The sequence below is a fragment of the Thiothrix eikelboomii genome (genome assembly GCF_900167255.1).
Classification (GTDB): domain Bacteria; phylum Pseudomonadota; class Gammaproteobacteria; order Thiotrichales; family Thiotrichaceae; genus Thiolinea; species Thiolinea eikelboomii.
Map to the genome: position 1 here is coordinate 51920 of NZ_FUYB01000012.1, position 20476 is coordinate 72395.

The following is a 20476-nucleotide window of genomic DNA, read 5'->3' on the forward strand; positions in this document are numbered from 1 at the left end:
ATTGTTTTTTAAATACCTGTCGCTCACTCAACTTGGATTTATCATCGGCTTACTGTGCTCACCAATAGCAAATGCCGCCCCTGAGCCTAGCCATCGTTGTGCAGCCGCAAATACTATTAGCAAAACCTTTCCTTCAGGAGCCACCTGGCAGCTCTGTGCTGAAATGCGTCCAGAGGAAGGCCTTACCCTCTCACAAGTGTATTATGCTGCGCCTAAAAAACCAGCCCGACGTGTCTTAGGTGAGGCGAGCTTATCGCAACTCGAAACCGTATTTGATACCGAAACCGTACCGCGTTATCTGGTCACCCAACACGGTTTAGGTCGGAATTTGCAGCCTTTAACTGCAACTGACTGCCCCAATGGTAGTATAAAAACCATGCTACAGACAAAGGCTCTGTGTCGAAATACCCAAGAGTATGGCTACCAATATAAGTACCAAACCCAACGCCAAGGCAGTTTTTTCGAGTTAATCACTCATTATAATCTAGCACCGCAAATCTACAGTGTACGTTGGCGTTTTTACGAAAATGGTATCATTGAGCCTGCTATCGGCGTGAGTGGGCAATTAAGCAAAGCGGCCAGCAATCGCTTAGAAAACTTTACCTTGCATGCAGGTTGGCGTTTGGATTTTGATCTGGGTGCGACAGGGAGTAATGATCAGATTCTTGAAGTCACCAGTACCCCAACCGAGGATCGCCTACGTAAGCGGGTGAGTATTGCCACTATGGGTCGAGAACATGCACGCCTTGAAGACCCCGAGTTAAAGCGTTTGTGGATGATCCGCGACGGCACAACACCGTATGAAGGCATCAGTGTTCCTGCTTACGATCTAGTGCCGAATCAATACACTGACAGTCGGCTGAATCCCTTCAGCGAGCCTTGGCTCAAATGGGATATTTATTTCAGCAAATACAATCCCTGTGAACGTTATGCAGCGGACAACCGACTGAATGATTGTCCGGCTAAAAATACCCATGCCGTTCGATATATTAGCAACAAAGAAAGTATTGATGGTGCAGATAGTGTCGTTTGGTATAAGCAAACCTATCACCATATTGTTCGCAGTGATGATGCCTTAAGACTAGGTACTGTCTGGAGTAGTTTCCAACTAGTCCCCAGAGATTGGCATAGTCAAAACCAATTTTAAACTTGAATTTTATGTATAGACTCCTTCGTTTTTATCTAAGCCTTGGGCTAGTGCTGATTAGCTGGATGTTCAGCTGTCTGCTTTCCCCTCCACTGCAAGCGGCGGAATACTGCGATGATGCTTATTACATCCAAGTAACCCTGCCCAATCAAGCCAGCTGGGATCTGTGTTGGGAACATCGGGGTTTAAGTGGAATTTCCCTGCATCATATATTCTATACACCAGCGCGGGGTTCACGCTTAATGGTGCTCTATCGTGCTGAGCTGGCCCAAGTTCACGTCCCTTATGATGATAATGGCATCCGTTATCATGACATCACTGATTATGGGTTTGGGCGTTCTGCCCTGCTCGCGCTGGCGAGTGAAGATTGTCCAAATGGCAAAATTTTAAATTATTACGATAAACCCGCCATTTGCCAAACCACCCAAGCTCGAGGTGCCGCTTATCGCTCAGGGACTGAAGCTAAACAAGGGCATCGTTTAAACTTATTCAGCGTTTCGCTGATTGGTTCTTATAGTTATATTCCCAACTGGAGTTTCGCTGATGATGGCAGTATGGAGTTTGCTGTTGGAGCGACCGGCGCTTTACAGCGGATTGTAGCTGATGATCAAGCCGAACGACCTGGTTGGAATATTGGCTATGACAAAGTAGGTATTTCGCATTTACATAATTTTTTCTGGCGCTTAGATTTCGATTTAGGCGGACAGGGTAATAAAGATTATCTAGAACAAGTGGATTTTGTTACCCAAGATGCCAAACTGACTCGCCAAAGCATCGTCTTTACCAAAGAAACGGCTAGCTCAGTCGCACCAGCATTAGCCCGTACCTGGATTGTTGCCTCAACCAGTTTAAAAAACGCCAAACAACAGCCCATGGGTTATGAAATTCAATTGCATCAATCCGGCCAGCGAGATGAAGGCCCCGATCTTGAGCCATTCACTCAGCATGATATTTATGTCACTAAAGAAAAAAGTTGTGAGCTGTATGCTTCACACAACTTAAGCACATTGGATGAAGGTGAAACCTGTGCGGATAATTTAGCTGAATTTATCGATGATGAATCGCTTGAAAACGCAGATATTGTCGTTTGGCCGACGGTCTCTTTCTATCACCTGCCTCGAGCTGAGGATATGCCCAATATGGATGCACATTGGAGCAGCATTCGCCTCACGCCCATGAATTGGCATAATCGCCATCCACTGTCGCCTTAAGTGAGTTCTTTAAGCATCTAATGCCAAATAGCCTTTTAAGCGTGCCGCATTTAAGGCCATTTGCTTCGTCAGCTCATCCGCACTGAGGCCCTGCAACTCGGCATATAAGCGATCTTGCTTATTCAAGGCAGTCAGTGTTTTTAGATAAGCGGTTGGTCCGGCTAAGAGCAGATAGCCAAACTGCTGATAGAAAAAATTCGCCTCAATCCGACTTCGCTCAAAGGTTTCTTGCTCTGTATAGTCATGCGAATGATAGACGACAGCATGAAGCGCATAGGCCTTTTTATAGCCCGCCTTAATAATAAGATCTGCCCAAACCTGATCCTCACCATACTCAATCACTGGATAAGGAATTTGCTGCCATACTGACCGCCGTAAGCAAGAATTATTATCAGAATAAAAATGCAGTAACTGCCGCCAGCCAGCCTCACCCGTCTCAAAGCGCTCAGGGTCAGTGTCTTTATCCAAATAAAGTGGATACTGAGCCAAATTCTTGAAATGCGCCTCTAAATCGCGCTGTACAAAAGCAGAGGCTTCAGGATAAGCCAGATGCCGACCAAACGCACCCGCTGCTCTAGGTTCATGCTCGAGCATAGAAATCAAATGCAATAGCCAAAACTGATCAACGGGCAAAGCATCTTGAGTCAAAAAGGCGATATATTCACCGGTTGTCAGCTCTACCCCTAAATTGCGTGTTCCACCATGACTAAACTCAGATTTGGGAATAGAGTGAATCCGCAGATTTCTCTTGCTGAGTGCTTCGATAGAGCCATCCGTCGAGCCACTATCAATAATTAATAATTCAAAAGGCCAAGGCGCTTGTTGCTCTAACACTCGATCAACGACCTTCAATAGCAAATCGCCCCCATTCAGGGTCGGAATCACAATCGAGGCTTTGATCGTTTGGTTAACAACTCGGGCTTGATAACCTAGCTCCATTAAACGCTGTTGCACGGCTTGATTAACTGCCTGTGCGGTCACTTGCCAATCAAATTGCCGCGCCCATTCGCCCCCCAAGCGCGCTGTCTTGAGGCGTAACTCTTGGTCTAACAGCAATTGTTGTAGACGCTCTGCAATTGAACGGGGATGAGGTTTGGCTAAGACCACAGTTCCCTCTGGAAAGACAGTTCGTGTATTATCTCCGTCTAATTCAAGCACCGCTAAATCGCAAGCCATCATTTCTTGCGGCACCAACGAATAGTTGGTGGCAGAAAACACCATGCCTAGATCACAAGAGCGATATAAATACCCTAACTCTGCAGCCGACAAAACCGCATGATCAGTGTACTTAAAACTGACTTGCTGCAACCATGAGGTATTATTGTCACCCCCATAAACCTCAACATGAAAGTCTAAGCCCAAATCAGCCAAATAATTGAGAGCTAATACTCCCAACTCGACCGCCCGTCGTGAAGTTGAAGTCCGTGCATAAAAAGCGATGCGTGGAATAAGATTCAACGGTTGATGGCTGGCTGGATAATAAACTTGCTGATCAGCGGCCAACCAAAAATGCGTCGCCCAACGCCCATAACGTTCACGCATTAACTTTTCTAGCCAAGGTCCTGCACAAATACAGTCTAAATCTTCAGAGTAGGTCAGCTCTGCAGCCAGACTATGGCTACCGACTGCAAAAAATGAAGGCTCATGGTCTTGCACAAAATAAAAACGGCGCTTAAAAGCAGACGCCGCTAAAACCGGCCAAACAGACTCCCAATCTGTCGCAATAATCAAATCACCGCTGGCTTGACTAAAAGTTTCGTCCACAAAATGAAGCTGCGCACTCGTTTGCTGATAGTGGCGAATTAAATCCTCATAAGCCTCAGCAGAGGTTGCATGGACCACTTGATTATGCAACCAAATATGCTGCTGGTGTCCGAATAGCTCAAACAAGCGAATAAAGCGGAAAATGGTCATATTGCCACCACCACCTTGTCGAGCAAAATCACAAGTCACCCAATGGATCACCAGCTGATCTTTAACAAAATCAGCACTCGCAGGACGTAGCGGCTGCGTTTCAAAACTTAAGATCCGCTCGAGGGCTTGATTCACTCGTGCGACTGGCTTTAGCTGCTTGTTTTCAGTATCCGGCAAGGCTAATTCAATCCCTGCTTTTCTAAACTTAATTTGATGTTGGCGAATGAAGACCTCTTGATCAGCTTTCGGATGGGGTCGGCGACCATCTTGATGTCCATGCGTTAGATAATGTATCAATGGATGCACGCCCGCTGCTTGGACATCCTGATATGCGCTCAGATACCAGTCCCCATCAAAACCAGCACTGGGTGCTAGCCGCCAATGATACTGATTCGTTAAATAATCTTCTAAAGCAGAGATACCCTCTGGTAGTTCAGCCCCAATTTGCCGCAAATAATAACGACTGTCGAATAAAGGATGCGGATCTAAATGCCATTCATGACCGTATTGAAGGTAATAGACCAGAGGATTTAAGCCAGACTGCTTGATCTCTGGATATTCCCCGAGATAATAAGCCGCCAAAAAGAGAGGATTAGGATTTCTCAGCTCCACCCCACCATACTGTAAATAATGCCAAAGCGGATTAATTTTTTGTTGTTCGACATCCGTAGCTACATCAGAATATTGCTCAAGATACCATTGGACATCAAACAGTGGATGGGTTTGCCGATGAATCTTCACCCCTTTAGTCAAATAATGCACTAAAGGATTTTCAGCGGAAGCCTGCAACTCTAAATTTTGCTTGCGATACCAAGTCGAATTAAACAATGGATTCGGCTGATAATCCTGCTGTGCACCAGTCAAATAATAATGCTCGATTAATGACTGCTTAAGTTGAGCCGTTTCTGGATAACTGGCTGCATAAAAAGCTTGATCGAATAAGCCACTGTTCTGAATCAATTTTAAAATAGGCTTAAGTCGTTTACTCTCTGAACTCAGGCGCTGAAATTTAAAAAAGTCTTGAGCCTCTTGAGTACCAACCGGATTAGCTAAGCGCCCACTCGACTCCGTTAAAGCCAACAACTTCACCCGAAGAGCCGCGCTATCGTTAACCAGCAAGCTACGCTCAGCCTCTAATAATTGATTAGTCAGCTCCAGCTGATGCGCTTGTTTAGCATGCGCCACCAGCTGACTCTGTTTAAGCTCGAGTTGCTGCTGATAATGCGCTTCAAGCTGCTGGACTAGCTTGCTGTGGTGTTCAGTCCGCAGTCTTAATAATTGCTCTTTAGCCTGAATAGTGGAATCAGCCTGATGCAGAGCCGACTCATATTCAAGTTTTTTAGTATGTAGTTCCTGCGCATGTACACGCTGCAGATGCTCAAGATAGTCCTTATGCTGAGTCTGTAGTTGGTTACACTGCTGAACATTCAACTGCTCTTCTGCCAATAATACTTTGGCATAGCTAGCAGAATCCTGATTAAATTGCTGGCGTAAATTGAGTAACCCCTGTAAAGCCTCCTCACGGCGCTCACCGGCGACTAACTGCAGCAAATACTCATAAGCCTGAACAATGTATGCAGAAAACTCCGCAGACTGCTTGAGCTGATCTAAACTGACGGAATTATGTTGTTGATCTTCTTGTAAATAGCCCTCAATCTCTAATTTCGACAAAATGGATTGACGCGGAAAGGCAAAATCAATTTGCGCTTGTAGCGACTTAACAAAGCCTTGCCAATCCTGCATCAATTGTTCATAGCTCAAAAAGGCGATGGGATAATCCTGCGCATAATACACCGCATCTAAGACATGCCTTAGCCACAACAAGCCACCTTTTACCAAGGGGAAACCATCTCGCTTCTTTAAAGACTGAGCAACTTCCAGTGGATTACGCACTGGAATTACAATAAATGGCTTAATCGCCAAATCGTTTAAAAGGTCGAGCCAAAAAGGCAGAAATCGGCAAATACGCGGGTCTTTAATGACAAATAAGGCAGACTCAGCAAAATCTGCCTGCACCAACTCGCTAATTATTTGTTTGTATTTAAGCGCTTCAGCGGAGGCATACCAGTCAGGATTAAACTCGGTCCAATCACTCCAAAACGAACCTGCGGACGCGAGCAGAGCATCATGCTCTACCATGAGATCAACCGACTCCCAAAAACCGGTTTCATTATTATTCGGTAAGGCTGGCGCTAAATGTTTAGGCAGATCTGCGCCTAACAGCGAAAACACCCGAGTTAAAGCCGAAGTGCCGCTGCGGTGCATACCCGCGACTAAAATAGCCTGCTGATTATCCACCGCCATTAAAACACACCGTTAGACTTTAAAAACTCATTGCCCAAATACAGACGATGTGCCAACTTATAAAGCTTGAGATCATGCTCATTTAATAAAACAATTTTTCTCAGCGTTTCTTTGGTAATGCCTTGATAAGCATAATCGCCAAGATTGACTGATTTATCTAGTTTGAGCTGACTACCTAGCAGACTATTTAAGGTTAGTAGTGATAGCCCCAGATACTCTTGAAAGCCGACAAAGCTCAGCTTATGCTGAATATTATCGCGTGCTTCTTCAACCCGTCTTTCAAAATCTTCATTATATCTTAGGTTAGCGTGGGTCGAAAAAATCTTACAATAATAATTATCAAACTCCCAATGATAATCATTCGCAAAAAACTCATTAATATCTTGATATGAGCGCAAACGCTCACCGACCTCGCCTTTATCAACTCGGGTTAAATGATAAAAATGCGAAATGGTACGTGTAATCGGGTGGCGTAAAAAGGTGATATAGGCAAAGCGGTCACCACTTTCATCGAGGGGCTTGCCGATCTTGCCATATAGCCATTTATTAGGATGACCATAAATAACGTCGTGTTGATTACGATCATACTCCTGCCAGTCCTGCTCATTATAAACAAAGAGGGGGGAGAAACTTGGCTCAGCCTTCACCGCCTCTTTGAGTGTACCCCCTGCTGTTTTTGTCAAATGAATAAAAACCAGCTTATCGAACTCTTCCCCGCGTATCTTAAACCTTGCCATGCTATTCCTTACAAGCCCACTGCCTTCGCTGCTACTGCGATTTGATAGATAATTTGCACTAAATCTTTAGTGAATTGCATATCCTTAGTATCTAAGCGCGGATAAACCATCACTTGATCACCTGCTGATACTTGTAAATGACGCCCCATGATAACCTTTCCATTTGGCTTCACGACCATCAAGCTTTCTTCATTGGCACGTTCGGTATAGCCCCCTGCTTGGGCAATATAGTCTTTCAAGGTAGCATTGGAGGCATACACGACTGATTGTGGTACTTGGACTTCACCACTGATCATCACGACATCGCTTTTGGGTGGAATCACAATAATATCACCATCTTCCATGCGAATATTTGCTACCTTCCCTCGATCCGAAACCACAATTTTACCTTCTGGGCGCACCGTACTGGCACGCTCGACAAACTTCAAAATCAGCTCAGCTTCTTTTGCACGAATCGCCGCCTCACCATCGGAGCTAGCGGGCGCGGTCAGCACACTGCGCTCTAAACGGCGTAGAGACTCATCAATATTCTTTTTTTGCTCGAGAGCGACACTTTTGCGTTTGATATAAATATTCCCAATATCAGCTTCATTCGGATCAACTGAGACATAATCTAAGACTTCTTGCAGGCGGCTACCGCGTTTGACGGCAAGATATGAGTTCCCAAGATGACTCCCCTCTAAGCTAATATCCATCACGGGTGTCGGTGCATCACTCACAAAGCGCACACTATCGCCATCATATAAGCGAGTATGCAAAAATTGTTCATAGGAAATATACGAGGAATTCGGCAGGCCATCTCGTGTGCCTGAAACCGCAATATTGGTCACGCTGCTATCAGGGCGGGCGTATTTGATCAACTGAGCACCATTGATGCTATTGCCCAAAAATTCAAAGCGATAATTATTCCGAGTATCCCCCTCGACACTAATCATGCTACCTTGCGGACGTACCACAATCGTATCGCCATTGCGAAAAAGCATTCTCGGTAAACTGCCGTTATTCACAAAATCATATAAATCGACACTGGCTACCCGCTGTTGACCCCGCTTAACCATAACTTGCCGATAACTGCCACGACGCGGATCAACTCCACCGGCTTGATGTAAAAAAGCTAATACACTGTCATCCGGTAGCCCAGTATATTGACCGGGACGTAAGACACTACCGGTGACAAATACCGTTACCTCTTGGCTAGAAGCGGTTAATAAATTGGCGTATACATCCACCCCATCTTTATAAACCTTGCCAACAGCTGCTTTAACTTTATTGGAGACCTCCGAAGCACGGGTTCCTACCATATGAATTTCACCCACATCAGGCACAAAAACATTGCCATTTGCATCGACGGTCAAAACCTCATTCGCAGTTGCCTCACCCCACATGCGCAAAGAAATTTTATCCCCTGCAATCACCTGATAATTGGGATCTAAAGCATTTGCCCGCCGACTCGTATAATTGCCAGCAAATAAATTCGCACCAAAGGGCTGTAGATTTTGCCCCGCTCGCACAGTACGCGGCAGACCTTCATCAAAAATACGCGGCTTAGTCTCAGCAGTGAGGAGATCGCTGGTCGTATCCGAGCTGGTACTTGCACTACTGGCAGAGGCACCTGCGCCTTGTTCCTCAGCATAACCCTGACTCACTAACAGACAGAGCCACATCCCTAACAGAGGGAAAATACGTTTTAAATAACTCATAATCTATACCCAACCCACATGGTCGCGGATGGCTGCTACTGATAAAGAGCCAATCCCCCAGAATAAGAAGCTCAGCAGCAGAACAGTCAGAATCCCTGAAATCTTTTCTGGCTTGATCGCCTCATCCGGCAAGTTTGGTTGCACGGTGACGGTTAAATAGCGTTGCTTACGGTCAATCTCTAAGCGAGCTTGCTCTAAAGCTGCTTGCTTAGATTTATACAATTGCTCTGCAAATCCTAACCGACTTTGTAACTCGGTATACTGGGCGAGTTGACCCGCCACCTCGGTACTTTTCCCCCGCGATTGAGCCACTGATTTAGCTTGCTCTTTGTTCATTTGTTGGCGTAAAGAATTCACTTTGCTTTGTGCGGTTTTGACGCGCATGGTCTCGGGCTGCATAAAAGCACTGACTTGAGCTAATTCAGCTTCCGCTTGTGACAACTGAGTTTGTAACTCAGATAAGCGGGTCAGGCGTGCGGTTTCTTCGCGCTCTATGCGGGCATTCGCTTGAGAGGCAGGATCTAGAACATCTTGCTGTTGACGAAACGCGGTGAGTTGCTCACGTAAACTATTGACCTCCGTTTCAGCACTCAATACTTCTTTTTCGGCTATTTGCAAAGCATCGGTACGCAAACTAGCAGATAGTTTATTCACCAACATCTCACTTTGTTTTAAAGCCAAAGCGACCAATTTTTTGCCCGTTTCAGGATCGAAAGCGGTCATAGTGACGGTACTAATACCGGAAGTTAAATCATGCTCGATATCAATCATTGTTTGCCAATATTCAAGCAGATCCTCTTGACTCGCCTCTGTTGGCAAACGTGCATAAGGATCAATGGCAAGATTAGAATAATGCGCCCGCACATCCAATTCCGGCTCAATATCCTTAATAAAATCTGCTGACAAAATATAATCACGAATAATCATCGCATCGGAGGTAGCCCCACCTGCACCGGGCAAGCCGGTTAAAGCGCCCAAAAAATCCATTTTAGGGGCTGAACTACCTTGAATAATAAAATGTGCTTCCGAGACATACTGATCACTCGCATAGCGATAATAATAAACCGTCGCTAACACCGTCGGCAGGATGACCAGCAATAAAAATAACCAAGGAAAAGGCCTAGACCTAGACTTGCTCATCGTTTAACTCCCGATAAGCCTTCGTAGATTTTAATACCGGACTCCACATCCTCAAAAATACTAAGCTCATGATTATTTAGGATAATAATAACATCTGAGTAATCGCGAATGGTGCGCATATCATGGGATACCATAATTAAATTGGCCGTTTGCCGCCGTGCCTCAAAAGCGGCCTTACTCTTTTTCTTAAACACCGGATCACCCACAGCCATGACTTCATCAATCAAATACACATCAAAGTCAATCGCCAAACTTAAGCCAAAGGCCAAACGCGCTCGCATCCCATTAGAATAAGTGCGCATGGGTTCGGTCAAGGCATTACCTAACTCAGAAAACTCTCGCACATAGTCTAACACTTGATGTAGCTCAGCATTATAAATCCGGCACACAAAGCGCAGGTTTTCCTCACCCGAAAGATTAGGGTTAAAGCCACCGCCAAAGCCTAAGGGCCAAGAAAATCGCCCAGTACGTAAGATTTTTCCAGAATCTGGTGGCTCAGAACCGGCAATTAGCCGCAATAAGGTTGACTTACCTGCACCGTTCATCCCTAAGATCCCAATATTCTTATGTTCTGGAAACTTGAAGGAAACCTGCTCTAGAATCGTCCGATAACCACGACTGAGCTTATAGTGTTTACTCACTTGCACAAACTCAATCATATGCCTAACTGCCTAAGCTTACTGCGGGTCACCCGCTCGCCTGCTAGGCCTAAAAAGCCTAGACTTAAAATCCATAATAAAGGGTAGATAGGCTGATAGAATTGACTTTCAAACCCATAAAAGAAAACACTGCGCTCCCACTCAATTAAATGCAGCACTGGATTATACCAAAGGCCATCTCGAATCACGCTGGGCAAACTATCCGCAACGAAGAAAACCCCAGAAACAAAGAACATCACACGCATCAGCAAAGCTTGAAAACTGCTATACCCCGGAAAATACAATTTGATGACCCCGCCCACCAAGCCAAATCCAGAACCCAACAGTATGGCTAGCATTAAGACCACAATCGACATCAAGATCGACTCAATCCGATCCAAAATACCCCAAAAATATAAAAAGCATAAATAAATCAGGCTGACAATAAACAGGGTGGCAAACTCTAGGATAATACGGGCAATGATCATATCAACCGCTTTTACTTGAGGATAAGTTAATAAGGCGGTGGTGCTTTCGATGGCATTACTCATCATGGAAACGCCGCGTGAAAACAGCATCCACGGAATAATCCCAGTGAAAAAAAACAAGTGAATATCCACATTAATCGGCGCGCCTCGGTCCATTAAACCAAAGATAAAAGCCAACGCTAAAATCATGGTTAAAGGCTCAAAGACAGCCCAAAAATACCCTAAGCGACTGCGGCCAAAGCGAGTCCGCATATCACGCAGGATAAAAGCAAGAATAACTCGGGCTTGTACGGTTAGGGCATCAAGAATTTCAGACATTTACAAACCAGCTGGCTCAGTATTCACAATCGGTGCAGCTAATACCCAACGGCCATTAATCCAACAGGCTGATTTAGGTCTAGGGTCTTTAGGCCCACGGCCTTGGGTGAAATATTGGCAGATATAACCATTCCCAGAATAATAACGAATACCATCCAAGATCACCTCGCCTTGCTGCGGGGGTGGTGCACCGATTAAGCGTTTTTCTTCTGCGGTCAGTTCTTCACGAGCAGGGGCTTGAAATTGGAATTTTGGCTGAAAATTTGCAGAGCGCTGTTCGAACTCATCCACACTTTGGGCTTGCAAACGCTCGATATACTTCATAATGCCGGTACATCCAGACAACAAAAGCATTAGCGTGCAGATACTTAGAACTCTTAGATAGATTAACATGAATGGATTTAACCATAAGTTTAGTTAGCTTAATCGTCACGCCGCGTTAGCCGCAGTGCGTCATTCTTACCACACGCGCAAGATACAATACCCTATCGGAGGGCGCAAACCTATTCCTTAGGAAACAGATCACAAATGAGCTAATGGTTCAATAAACGACCACCGTCTACGGCAATCACCTGACCGGTAATATAAGGCGCATCACGGACTAAAAATAAAACCGTGCGCGCAATATCTTCGGGGCTACCCATCCGTTCTAAAGCCGTTTTCGCTAATAGCTCAGCCCGTTGATCCTCACTGATCGGCCGCTCTGGCCAAAGAATCGCGCCGGGGGCTATTCCATTGACACGAATGCTCGGCCCAAGTTCTCTCGCTAAGACTTGGGTTAACATAATCAAGCCTGCTTTTGCAGTGCAGTATACCGAAAATTCAGGGAGAGGGCGTAAACCATGCACATCGGCCATATTAATAATGACCCCTTGGGATTGCCGCAAATAAGGCAAGGCTGCCTGACTTAAAAATAAAGGCGCTTTTAGATTAGTCCCCATTAGATCCTCCCACTGTTGCTCTTGAATAGAACCTAACGGAGTGGGATAAAAGCTAGAGGCATTATTGATTAAAATATCCAGGCGACCCGTTTGCTCGACTAAAGCGCTGATCAACTGTGGAAACTGCGCAGTTGCGAGCAAATCGGCTTGCAGCAACAGGCAAGAGCCTTGCCGCTGGGCATTTAACTCCGCTTGCAAAGCCTTGGCCTCATCGCCAGAGTCTTTATAGTGAATCACGACGGTTGCGCCTTCACGCTGTAAAGTACGTGCAACCATAGCCCCAATGCGGCGTGCAGCCCCGGTCATTAAAGCGACTTTTCCTGTTAGTGAATTCTCTATCATCTCTTATTTAGATTCAGGTTATCATCAAGCCTTCTTAACATCATACCTTGTCATGCGTTTTACAGATACCTTACCTATCCCATCTGCAGCAGCTTTAGCCCACAGCGCACAATTGGTTGAGCGTTTGCAGCACAAAATCCATCAGCACGGTGGCGCAATTAGCTTCTATGAGTTTATGCAAACGGCTCTCTACGAACCGGGCCTAGGCTATTATGTAGCAGGATTAAGAAAAATTGGGGCTGAAGGCGACTTTGTGACCGCTCCAGAAATTTCGCCTTTATTTTCACACAGTATCGCCAATCAATGCGCTCAACTACTGACTGAACTCCCAAATAGCTCTATTTTAGAATTGGGCGCTGGTAGTGGGCGCATGGCTGCACAGATTTTATTGCGCTTAGAGCAGCTAGCTTGCCTACCTGAATATTATTTTATTTTGGATCTAAGCCCAGACCTGCAAGCTCGCCAGCGTGAAACGCTTGCAGCTGATGTACCCCATTTATTATCTAAAGTGCAGTGGCTGAATCGCTTACCAACCGCTCCCTTCCAAGGAGTGATCTTAGCAAATGAAGTACTCGATGCTATGCCTGTTGAGCTGTTTACTGTCACTGATGCCGGTATTGCAACCGTGCAGGTCGTAGTCCAGCCTGAGGGCTTTAGCTTCACAACCGATGACTCTCAGCAGGCAGCAGACATTGAAAAACTATTAGCTAATGATTTAGTGCTGCCTTATACCTCGGAATTTAATCCAGCTTTAGCAGCGTGGATTCATAGCCTCGCAGATTGCTTAGCAGCGGGAGCTTTACTCTTGATTGATTATGGCTATGAACGTGCTGACTATTATCAACCGGAACGCAACCAAGGCACGCTAGTTTGTCATTATCAACATCGGGTGCATGCCAATCCGCTCATTTATCCGGGCTTACAAGATATAACCGCCAGCGTCGACTTCACTGCCGTGGCAGAAGCAGGCCTTGCAGCAGGTTTAGACTTAGCGGGCTATACGACACAAGCCGCTTTTCTGCTCAACTGCGGTTTAGAAGACTTATTCATCGCGGCCCTACAAACCAACCCTCAAGCCAGCTATCACTTGGCTCAGCAAATTCGTACCTTAAGCTTACCTGCAGAAATGGGCGAGCGTTTCAAAGTCATGGCACTCACAAAAGGGTTTACCCCACCTCTGCTCGGCTTTAGACTGGGCGACCGCCAACATCGGCTTTAAAAAAACCAACTTAAACCAAGCTAACAAACTTAAATAAATTGCAGCAAAGGATCGTATGGACATTCTCTTATTAATCAAAGCCGCCATCATGGGATTAGTGGAAGGGGCAACTGAATTTTTACCCGTTTCCAGCACGGGGCATTTAATTCTCGCGGGTGATTTGCTCAACTTTATGGATCATGAAAAACGCAGCGTCTTTGAAATCGCCATTCAACTCGGCGCGATTCTGGCCATTGTTTGGGAGTATCGGCAGCGATTTGTACGTACTTTCACAGGCTTAGGGCGTGACCCACTCGCAAATCGTTTATTGATTAATCTCGCAATTGCCTTTATGCCTTTGGCGGTGTTGGGTTTATTATTTGGCGATATAATTAAGGCCTATTTATTTAAACCCGTTCCGGTGGCAATTGCCTTTATTGTGGGTGCTTTTATCATTCTCTGGGCTGAAAAGCGAAAAAAAGTCGTGACTATTCAAACGGTTGATGACATTCGCCCACTGGATGCCCTCAAACTCGGTCTAGCTCAAGCAGTGGCTTTAATTCCGGGGACTTCTCGCTCAGGAGCAACGATTATTGGTGGCATTTTGTTCGGCTTATCTAGAACTGCTGCTGCCGAATTTTCCTTCTTTTTAGCCGTGCCGACTTTAGGAATTGCCTCTATCTACTCCATGTATAAAGCGCGTGATTTATTAAGCGTGGATGATCTCGCCCCTTGGGCAGTCGGCTTTATTTTCTCATTTATCAGTGCCTTATTTGTAGTACGCGCCTTGATTCGCTATGTGAGTAACCATGATTTTACCATTTTTGCTTGGTATCGGATTGCGTTTGGGGTGATTGTGTTAATTACGGCTTACACTGGCTGGGTCAATTGGACCGTGCATTAAGATCGTGTTGACTAAGGCCTGCCCTGCTGTGCTGATTGCTCTAATTTGCACAGCAGAGCGGCTCGCACTCGCCGTATCTTGGCGATGACCGATCCGCGCTAAAATAAAGCCTGATTGCTGCCAAAACTGGAGTAGCTCTGGGCTTAGCGCATAACTCACAGCCAGATAATCCGCTGCTTGCCAAGCAGCATACTTAAACACATGCTGCACCAACTGCTGCCCCCATCCCTGCCCTTGAATCGCTGGATGAATCGCTATACGCATAATCCGCTCGCACACTAATTCTGCAGCTCCCGCAAGCTGGGCATGAAAGCTAAGGGTCTGCGGCACTAAATGCCCCTGTGGACGCCGCTGACCACGCTGAATCGCTGCACTTAGCTCAGGATCAAAGCCGCCTTCTCGTGATAATAAAGCCACCCCCACAATTTGCTGAGCTTGCTGTAAAACATGAATAGATAAATTGGGCGCATCGAAGATTTGCTGCAAATCAGAGGGGCGGGTTTGATAATGTGCCGTCACTAATAAGCCAAATAATTGCCTTAGCAGAGTTTCATTCTCAAGCAGCTGCTCAGGCTCAAGCTGTCGATACTCAACGGGTTGTTGGGAATCGCCTTGCCATTCGGGCGCTTCTACCTCTAAAAGCAGCCAACGATATATCAAAGCCTCTAGCGGATCATTGAACGGCCAACGCATGGGTTGTTCTAAACGTAAACTTTGCCAATGAGGATCAAGCTGACTCAATGCTTGTTGAAACCGTAAGACAAAACCACGCCCGCTGCCCTCATAACCGTGTAGGGTTGTGGCAAACACACAGCGTGGATACGCTTGGGCTAATTTTAACAGCAAAGGCAGTGGAATCGCGGCCGCTTCATCGACCATTAGCACATCTGCCCGAGGTAAATTGAGTAACACCGCATCGGGTGCATAAAAATCAGGGGCGAATTCTGCATGCTTAAAAACAGCCTCCACCGCTGCCCGTGCAGGTGCAGTTAGCAGCACCGTTTTACCTTGAGCGATTAATTGGCTGGCTGCCAACCCTAAAGCAGCTGACTTCCCCCGCCCCCGATCAGCTGTTAGCACCCTAGCAGTCGCTGCCTTGACCAGCTCTGCCACAACTTCAGCTTGAGTTTGGCTAGCGAATTGAATGATTGGCTTGGGTGAAATCGGCTCTTGAAGCAGGCGAATAAAACGCCTTAGAAATAAGCCCTTCACCGCACTTGGCGTATAGGGATAAGGTAAAAAGCGTTGATAAGCGGGATCAGGAAATTGTGGCCACTGCTCGAGTGGTGGGCTTAATAAAATAAATACCCCCCCACCGCGCAAAGTTCCACTCACTGCCGCCAGCGCATTAACGGCTAAACCACTAAAAGCATCGAAAACAATCGCATCGAATTCGCAGCCTAACACCCTTAGTGCCTGAGACGCAGGTAAAGCCTCGGGTATGAAGGGCGCTGTGGAAATCCATAAAACAGATGCATGGTTGGCTAGTCTACTTTGCGCAGCTCGCAAGCATGTCTCCTGCGAGCCTGTCAGATGAAGGAATTGGCGAGGCTCAGAGGCACTCAAACCGCCTCATTACCCTCTTCACCAGTACGAATACGGATAGCCTGCTCAACATCCATCACAAATACTTTACCATCACCGATTTTGCCGGTTTGAGCTGCTTTTAAAACAGCATCAATCACCGCCTCGACCTTCTCATCATTAATGACAATTTCCAATTTAATCTTCGGCAAAAAATCGACCACATACTCTGCACCACGATAAAGCTCAGTATGGCCTTTTTGGCGACCAAACCCTTTCACTTCCGTAGCAGTCATCCCAGTGACACCAATTTCAGTCAGTGCTTCACGGACATCATCTAGCTTAAAGGGTTTAATGATGGCTTGAACCATTTTCATGCGTAATCTCCAGTCCTAATTTAGGGGTAATTGCTTACGCCACGCTGACGTCATGGGGTAACGCCAATCCTTGCCAAACCCACGCCGAGTAATCCTGACTCCGGGTGCAGCTTGGCGGCGTTTATATTCATTTAATAGTACCAGATTTACCACGCGACGCACGGTCGCAAGCTCAAATCCTGCATCGACTATCGTTTCGAGAACCTCATCTTGCTCAATAAAGCGCTCTAAAATACCATCAAGAATCGCATAAGGTGGCAAGGAATCTTGATCGACCTGCCCCGGTGCTAATTCGGCTGAAGGTGGACGGGTAATCACCCGCTCGGGAATCACGACACCTAAAGTATTGCGATAAACCGCTAAGCGATACACTAAGGTTTTATACACATCTTTCAACGGACCAAAAGCACCTGCCATATCACCATACAAGGTGGCATAACCTACTGCCGTTTCACTTTTATTACTGGTAGTTAGCAGCAACTTGCCAAATTTATTCGACATTGACATCAGCAGCATGCCACGAATCCGTGCTTGCAGATTTTCCTCAGTCACATCGGCTTTGAAACCTTGAAACTCAGGGGCTAACGACTGCACAAAGCTGTCATAAATAGGCTCAATAGGGATTTGCCGATAGTTTACCCCCATGATACGTGCTTGCTCTGAAGCATCCTCCACACTCATAGCAGCGGTATAACGGAAAGGCATCATAATCGCTTCAACATGGGCTGCACCCAAAGCATCCGCCGCGATAGCCAAGGTCAAAGCAGAGTCAATCCCACCGGATAAGCCTAAGAGTACCCCTTTAAAACCATTTTTATGCACATAATCACGCACGCCTGTGACCAGCGCTTTATAGATATGGGCTTCTAAAGCCTCATGTTGATGAGTAGCTACTACTGCTGTATTGGTAGGATCAATCGCTAACTCACCGACAAAAACCCCCGCCTCAAACAAGGGTGCTCTTAAAGTACGGACACCCTCCCGACTGATGAGCATTGAATCACCATCAAACACCAATTCATCTTGGCCACCGACTAGATTGACATAAGCCATCGGCACTTTGTGTTTTAAAACTTGGCGTAACACCACTTGCTCACGCTTTTCGGGTTTATCATGGCTATAGGGTGAGGCATTCAAGACTAAGACAACCTCAGCCCCTAAAGCCATCACAGCCTCCATCGGAGCATCATGCCAAATATCTTCACAAATTAAGATACCCGCCCTTACCCCTTTAATCTCCACCAATAAACTGCCTTGGCCCGGCTCAAACCAGCGTTTTTCATCAAACACTCGGTAATTGGGTAAGTCTTGCTTATGGTATTCGCCAATAATGACCCCATCTTGCAATACATAAGCCGAGTTATGAATCAGGTAATCCCGTAACATCGGCAGGCCGACTAAGGCAGTAATCCCGAAGGTATGTGGCTTGATTAACTCAATGGCTTGCTCACATTGCTGCAAAAAGTCCGCACGATAGACTAAATCCTCAGGTGGATAAGACGATAAACTCAGCTCTGGAAAGACGATGACATCGGCTTGTTGAGCTTTAGCCTCCGTAATAGCCTTGATAACTTGCTGGGTATTACCGGCAATATCGCCTACACAGAGGTTCAGTTGCGCCAGCGCGACGCTTAAGCTTCGATTATTCTTTTGCACAGTAGTCTAGAACAGTAAGATGATGATCTAGAAACTATACCTGAAAACTTTGGATGACAGCATGTCTCGCATAATTTTTATTCTTGTTCTGCTCGTAGTTGGTTATCTCCTGTTAAAATCGTGGCAGCGTAGAAATAAATTAAACAATCAACGCCGTGACGAGCCACCCTCGGGACAAATCAACAAACATCTTCACATTGTCAGTTGCCAGCAATGTGGACTGCATATCCCCGAGAATGAGGCCGTCCAGCATGGGGGTAAGTTCTTTTGCAGTCTGGATCACGCACAGCAAGCGCAAGTCACACACCAATCAACACCCAAGGGCAAACCGTAGCCGCTTTTTTTCTGCATGAAGACCCTTGGAATCTCTTAAGGCTCTACCATGTTTACCGTTTAGCCTTAGCCGGAGCTTTTTTGCTAGCGATGGTGGGTCAGTCGAAGTTTGTGCAATTGGGTGCGCAAAACAAAGAACTCTTCGGCTGGATCACCGCAACTTATCTATTAATTGCCATTATTAGCAATCTTTCCTCTTATTTTCAGTGGCCGGATTTGGCCATCCAAGGGGTGGGCTATTCGATCATTGATATTCTGGTGCTGTTTGTCATTTTGTATACCAGTGGGGGAGTCAGTGTAGGGATTGGAATTTTATTAGTCGTACCCGTGCTGATTCCTTATATCTGTGCACCCGGTCAAGTGTCGATTGCAATGGCAGCCATGACCGGTATTTGCTTGATTGGCCTAGAAATTTGGTTAGGTCTGCAAGATGGACTCAACAACACCACTAGCCTGACGCATAGCGGTATCCTGACTTCGTTTATTCTCCTAGCTAGCTGGCTGGGAGATCGCTGGATTCGTAAGGCTGATGAAATGGCCAAGCTTGCGAATCGCCGAGGGATTGATTTAGCTAATCTTTCTCAACTCAATCAGTCGATTTTAGATCGCTTAGAATCAGGGATTGTGGTGGTAGAAACCTCGGGAGCGATTCGTCACATGAATGCTGCGGCTTGGCATTTGCTGGGCAATCCGGGTAATTGGCGCAGTAAACCTTTAGCCGTGTTTGCGCCCGAGCTAGATAAACATTATCAGCAATGGATTCATGAGGTCAGCCCCCGCACCGCCAGCTATGATCTTCGCCACCAACAAGCCACTGAGTTACGAGTACGCTTCACGCAATTAGGAACACAAACACGCCGTAATACCTTGATCAATCTCGAAGACACTAGCGAACAGCGTGAAAAAGTTCAAGGAGTTAAATTAGCTTCTTTAGGTCAGCTGACGGCCAGTATTGCTCATGAAATTCGTAATCCCTTAGGTGCGATTAGCCATGCCGCTCAACTCATGAGTGAATCACAAAACTTGGATAAAGCGGATACGCGCTTGCTGCAAATTATCCAAGCGAATGCTAAGCGGATGAATCTCACCATTGAAAGTGTACTCAATCTTTCGCGCAAAAAAGAGCCTAAACGCGAACGCTTGCCACTGAAAGGCTGGTTGCATAGCTTCTTACGCGATTTCATGCTGCAGCATAATTTAAAAGAAAAGCAGGTGACTTTATTTATTGAACCCGCTGATTTGATGATTGAATTTGATCCGGCACATTTGCATCAAATTATGTGGAATTTGTGCCGGAATGCCTTTAAATATGCCCATGAAAATCCACAAAAGCTTCAATTAGATATTCAAGGCGGCACACCCGCCCATAGTCGTGATGTCTTATTGAACATTATTGATAACGGTCGTGGCATTCCTGAAGATTTGCGCCAACGCTTATTTGAACCTTTTTTTACCACGAGCACACAAGGCACTGGCCTAGGTTTGTTCATGGCTAGAGAACTCTGCTTGAGCAATGGTTCAGCCTTGGAGTATCTTGCGCTCCCGACTGGAGGCTGCTGCTTTCGAATCGTCTTTTCGCGGGCAACTCATTAACCAACAATAAC

At 46.1% G+C, this 20476-nt stretch carries 17 protein-coding genes; 6 read left to right on the forward strand and 11 right to left on the reverse strand.

The window, feature by feature from the left end:
• Window position 1 precedes the first annotated feature (1 nt).
• On the forward strand, window positions 2–1147 hold the full coding sequence (locus B5D50_RS12270) for a copper amine oxidase (RefSeq protein ID WP_078922936.1): 1146 nt from the start codon (window positions 2–4) through the stop codon (window positions 1145–1147).
• Between the two features lie 11 nt (window positions 1148–1158).
• Window positions 1159–2358 carry a copper amine oxidase gene (locus tag B5D50_RS12275; RefSeq protein WP_078922937.1) on the forward strand — a complete coding sequence of 400 codons (1200 nt, stop codon included), beginning with the start codon at window positions 1159–1161 and terminating at the stop codon, window positions 2356–2358.
• A 9-nt stretch (window positions 2359–2367) separates the two neighbouring features.
• Here the strand turns inward: B5D50_RS12275 and B5D50_RS12280 are convergent, their stop codons facing one another.
• The 8 genes from B5D50_RS12280 to B5D50_RS12315 form a co-directional block, all read right to left on the reverse strand.
• The gene (locus B5D50_RS12280) at window positions 2368–6576 is read right to left on the reverse strand and encodes a rhamnosyltransferase WsaF family glycosyltransferase (RefSeq protein ID WP_078922938.1); all 4209 of its coding nucleotides are present in this window, start codon (window positions 6574–6576) and stop codon (window positions 2368–2370) included.
• Window positions 6576–7313: a sulfotransferase family 2 domain-containing protein gene (locus B5D50_RS12285; protein ID WP_078922939.1), complete on the reverse strand. Its 738-nt coding sequence runs from the start codon at window positions 7311–7313 to the stop codon at window positions 6576–6578. The genes B5D50_RS12280 and B5D50_RS12285 overlap by 1 nt, the downstream gene beginning before the upstream one ends.
• A gap of 8 nt (window positions 7314–7321) precedes the next feature.
• Window positions 7322–9013, reverse strand: coding sequence for a polysaccharide biosynthesis/export family protein (locus tag B5D50_RS12290; protein ID WP_078922940.1), 1692 nt, complete (start codon window positions 9011–9013; stop codon window positions 7322–7324).
• 3 nt (window positions 9014–9016) lie between these two features.
• Window positions 9017–10153, reverse strand: a complete 1137-nt coding sequence (locus B5D50_RS12295) for a KpsE/RkpR family capsule polysaccharide export protein (protein ID WP_078922941.1) — start codon at window positions 10151–10153, stop codon at window positions 9017–9019.
• Window positions 10150–10812, reverse strand: a complete 663-nt coding sequence (locus tag B5D50_RS12300; RefSeq protein WP_078922942.1) for an ABC transporter ATP-binding protein — start codon at window positions 10810–10812, stop codon at window positions 10150–10152. The genes B5D50_RS12295 and B5D50_RS12300 overlap by 4 nt, the downstream gene beginning before the upstream one ends.
• A complete protein-coding gene (locus B5D50_RS12305; protein WP_078922943.1) occupies window positions 10809–11597 on the reverse strand; it encodes an ABC transporter permease in 789 nt (262 codons plus the stop codon). Before B5D50_RS12305 ends, B5D50_RS12300 begins: the two co-directional genes overlap by 4 nt.
• The gene (locus B5D50_RS12310) at window positions 11598–11921 is read right to left on the reverse strand and encodes a hypothetical protein (RefSeq protein ID WP_078922944.1); all 324 of its coding nucleotides are present in this window, start codon (window positions 11919–11921) and stop codon (window positions 11598–11600) included.
• A 209-nt stretch (window positions 11922–12130) separates the two neighbouring features.
• Window positions 12131–12880, reverse strand: coding sequence for a pteridine reductase (locus B5D50_RS12315; protein WP_078922945.1), 750 nt, complete (start codon window positions 12878–12880; stop codon window positions 12131–12133).
• A 52-nt stretch (window positions 12881–12932) separates the two neighbouring features.
• Here B5D50_RS12315 and B5D50_RS12320 point away from each other — a divergent pair, with 52 nt between their 5' ends.
• Both B5D50_RS12320 and B5D50_RS12325 read left to right on the forward strand, forming a co-directional pair.
• On the forward strand, window positions 12933–14099 hold the full coding sequence (locus tag B5D50_RS12320; RefSeq protein WP_078922946.1) for a class I SAM-dependent methyltransferase: 1167 nt from the start codon (window positions 12933–12935) through the stop codon (window positions 14097–14099).
• 55 nt (window positions 14100–14154) lie between these two features.
• Window positions 14155–14982: an undecaprenyl-diphosphate phosphatase gene (locus B5D50_RS12325; protein ID WP_078922947.1), complete on the forward strand. Its 828-nt coding sequence runs from the start codon at window positions 14155–14157 to the stop codon at window positions 14980–14982.
• On the opposite strand, the gene B5D50_RS12330 is transcribed toward B5D50_RS12325, so the two are convergent.
• The 3 genes from B5D50_RS12330 to B5D50_RS12340 are packed head-to-tail and all read right to left on the reverse strand — an operon-like array spanning window position 14938 to window position 18539.
• The gene (locus tag B5D50_RS12330; protein ID WP_234975870.1) at window positions 14938–16491 is read right to left on the reverse strand and encodes a tRNA(Met) cytidine acetyltransferase TmcA; all 1554 of its coding nucleotides are present in this window, start codon (window positions 16489–16491) and stop codon (window positions 14938–14940) included. The genes B5D50_RS12325 and B5D50_RS12330 overlap by 45 nt on opposite strands.
• Window positions 16492–16544: 53 nt before the next feature.
• Entirely contained in the window at window positions 16545–16883 is a 339-nt protein-coding gene (locus tag B5D50_RS12335) for a P-II family nitrogen regulator (RefSeq protein ID WP_078922949.1), read from the reverse strand.
• A gap of 15 nt (window positions 16884–16898) precedes the next feature.
• Window positions 16899–18539 (reverse strand): NAD+ synthase, encoded by a 1641-nt coding sequence (locus B5D50_RS12340; RefSeq protein WP_078922950.1) that lies wholly within the window; start codon window positions 18537–18539, stop codon window positions 16899–16901.
• A gap of 61 nt (window positions 18540–18600) precedes the next feature.
• Between B5D50_RS12340 and B5D50_RS20850 the strand changes: the two genes are divergently transcribed.
• Entirely contained in the window at window positions 18601–18873 is a 273-nt protein-coding gene (locus B5D50_RS20850) for a PP0621 family protein (protein WP_407701250.1), read from the forward strand.
• Window positions 18807–20465: a two-component system sensor histidine kinase NtrB gene (locus B5D50_RS12345; protein ID WP_078922951.1), complete on the forward strand. Its 1659-nt coding sequence runs from the start codon at window positions 18807–18809 to the stop codon at window positions 20463–20465. Before B5D50_RS20850 ends, B5D50_RS12345 begins: the two co-directional genes overlap by 67 nt.
• Window positions 20466–20476 lie beyond the last annotated feature (11 nt).

Excerpts from the sequence above, each read along its gene's own strand:
- B5D50_RS20850 (WP_407701250.1), top strand. The coding sequence starts at position 18,601 with ATGTCTCGCATAATTTTTATTCTTGTTCTGCTCGTAGTTGGTTATCTC.
- B5D50_RS12310 (WP_078922944.1), bottom strand. The coding sequence starts at position 11,921 with ATGAAGTATATCGAGCGTTTGCAAGCCCAAAGTGTGGATGAGTTCGAA.
- B5D50_RS12285 (WP_078922939.1), bottom strand. The coding sequence starts at position 7,313 with ATGGCAAGGTTTAAGATACGCGGGGAAGAGTTCGATAAGCTGGTTTTT.
- B5D50_RS12325 (WP_078922947.1), top strand. The coding sequence starts at position 14,155 with ATGGACATTCTCTTATTAATCAAAGCCGCCATCATGGGATTAGTGGAA.
- B5D50_RS12315 (WP_078922945.1), bottom strand. The coding sequence starts at position 12,880 with ATGATAGAGAATTCACTAACAGGAAAAGTCGCTTTAATGACCGGGGCT.
- B5D50_RS12280 (WP_078922938.1), bottom strand. The coding sequence starts at position 6,576 with ATGGCGGTGGATAATCAGCAGGCTATTTTAGTCGCGGGTATGCACCGC.
- B5D50_RS12295 (WP_078922941.1), bottom strand. The coding sequence starts at position 10,153 with ATGAGCAAGTCTAGGTCTAGGCCTTTTCCTTGGTTATTTTTATTGCTG.
- B5D50_RS12275 (WP_078922937.1), top strand. The coding sequence starts at position 1,159 with ATGTATAGACTCCTTCGTTTTTATCTAAGCCTTGGGCTAGTGCTGATT.
- B5D50_RS12300 (WP_078922942.1), bottom strand. The coding sequence starts at position 10,812 with ATGATTGAGTTTGTGCAAGTGAGTAAACACTATAAGCTCAGTCGTGGT.
- B5D50_RS12305 (WP_078922943.1), bottom strand. The coding sequence starts at position 11,597 with ATGTCTGAAATTCTTGATGCCCTAACCGTACAAGCCCGAGTTATTCTT.
- B5D50_RS12320 (WP_078922946.1), top strand. The coding sequence starts at position 12,933 with ATGCGTTTTACAGATACCTTACCTATCCCATCTGCAGCAGCTTTAGCC.
- B5D50_RS12335 (WP_078922949.1), bottom strand. The coding sequence starts at position 16,883 with ATGAAAATGGTTCAAGCCATCATTAAACCCTTTAAGCTAGATGATGTC.
- B5D50_RS12290 (WP_078922940.1), bottom strand. The coding sequence starts at position 9,013 with ATGAGTTATTTAAAACGTATTTTCCCTCTGTTAGGGATGTGGCTCTGT.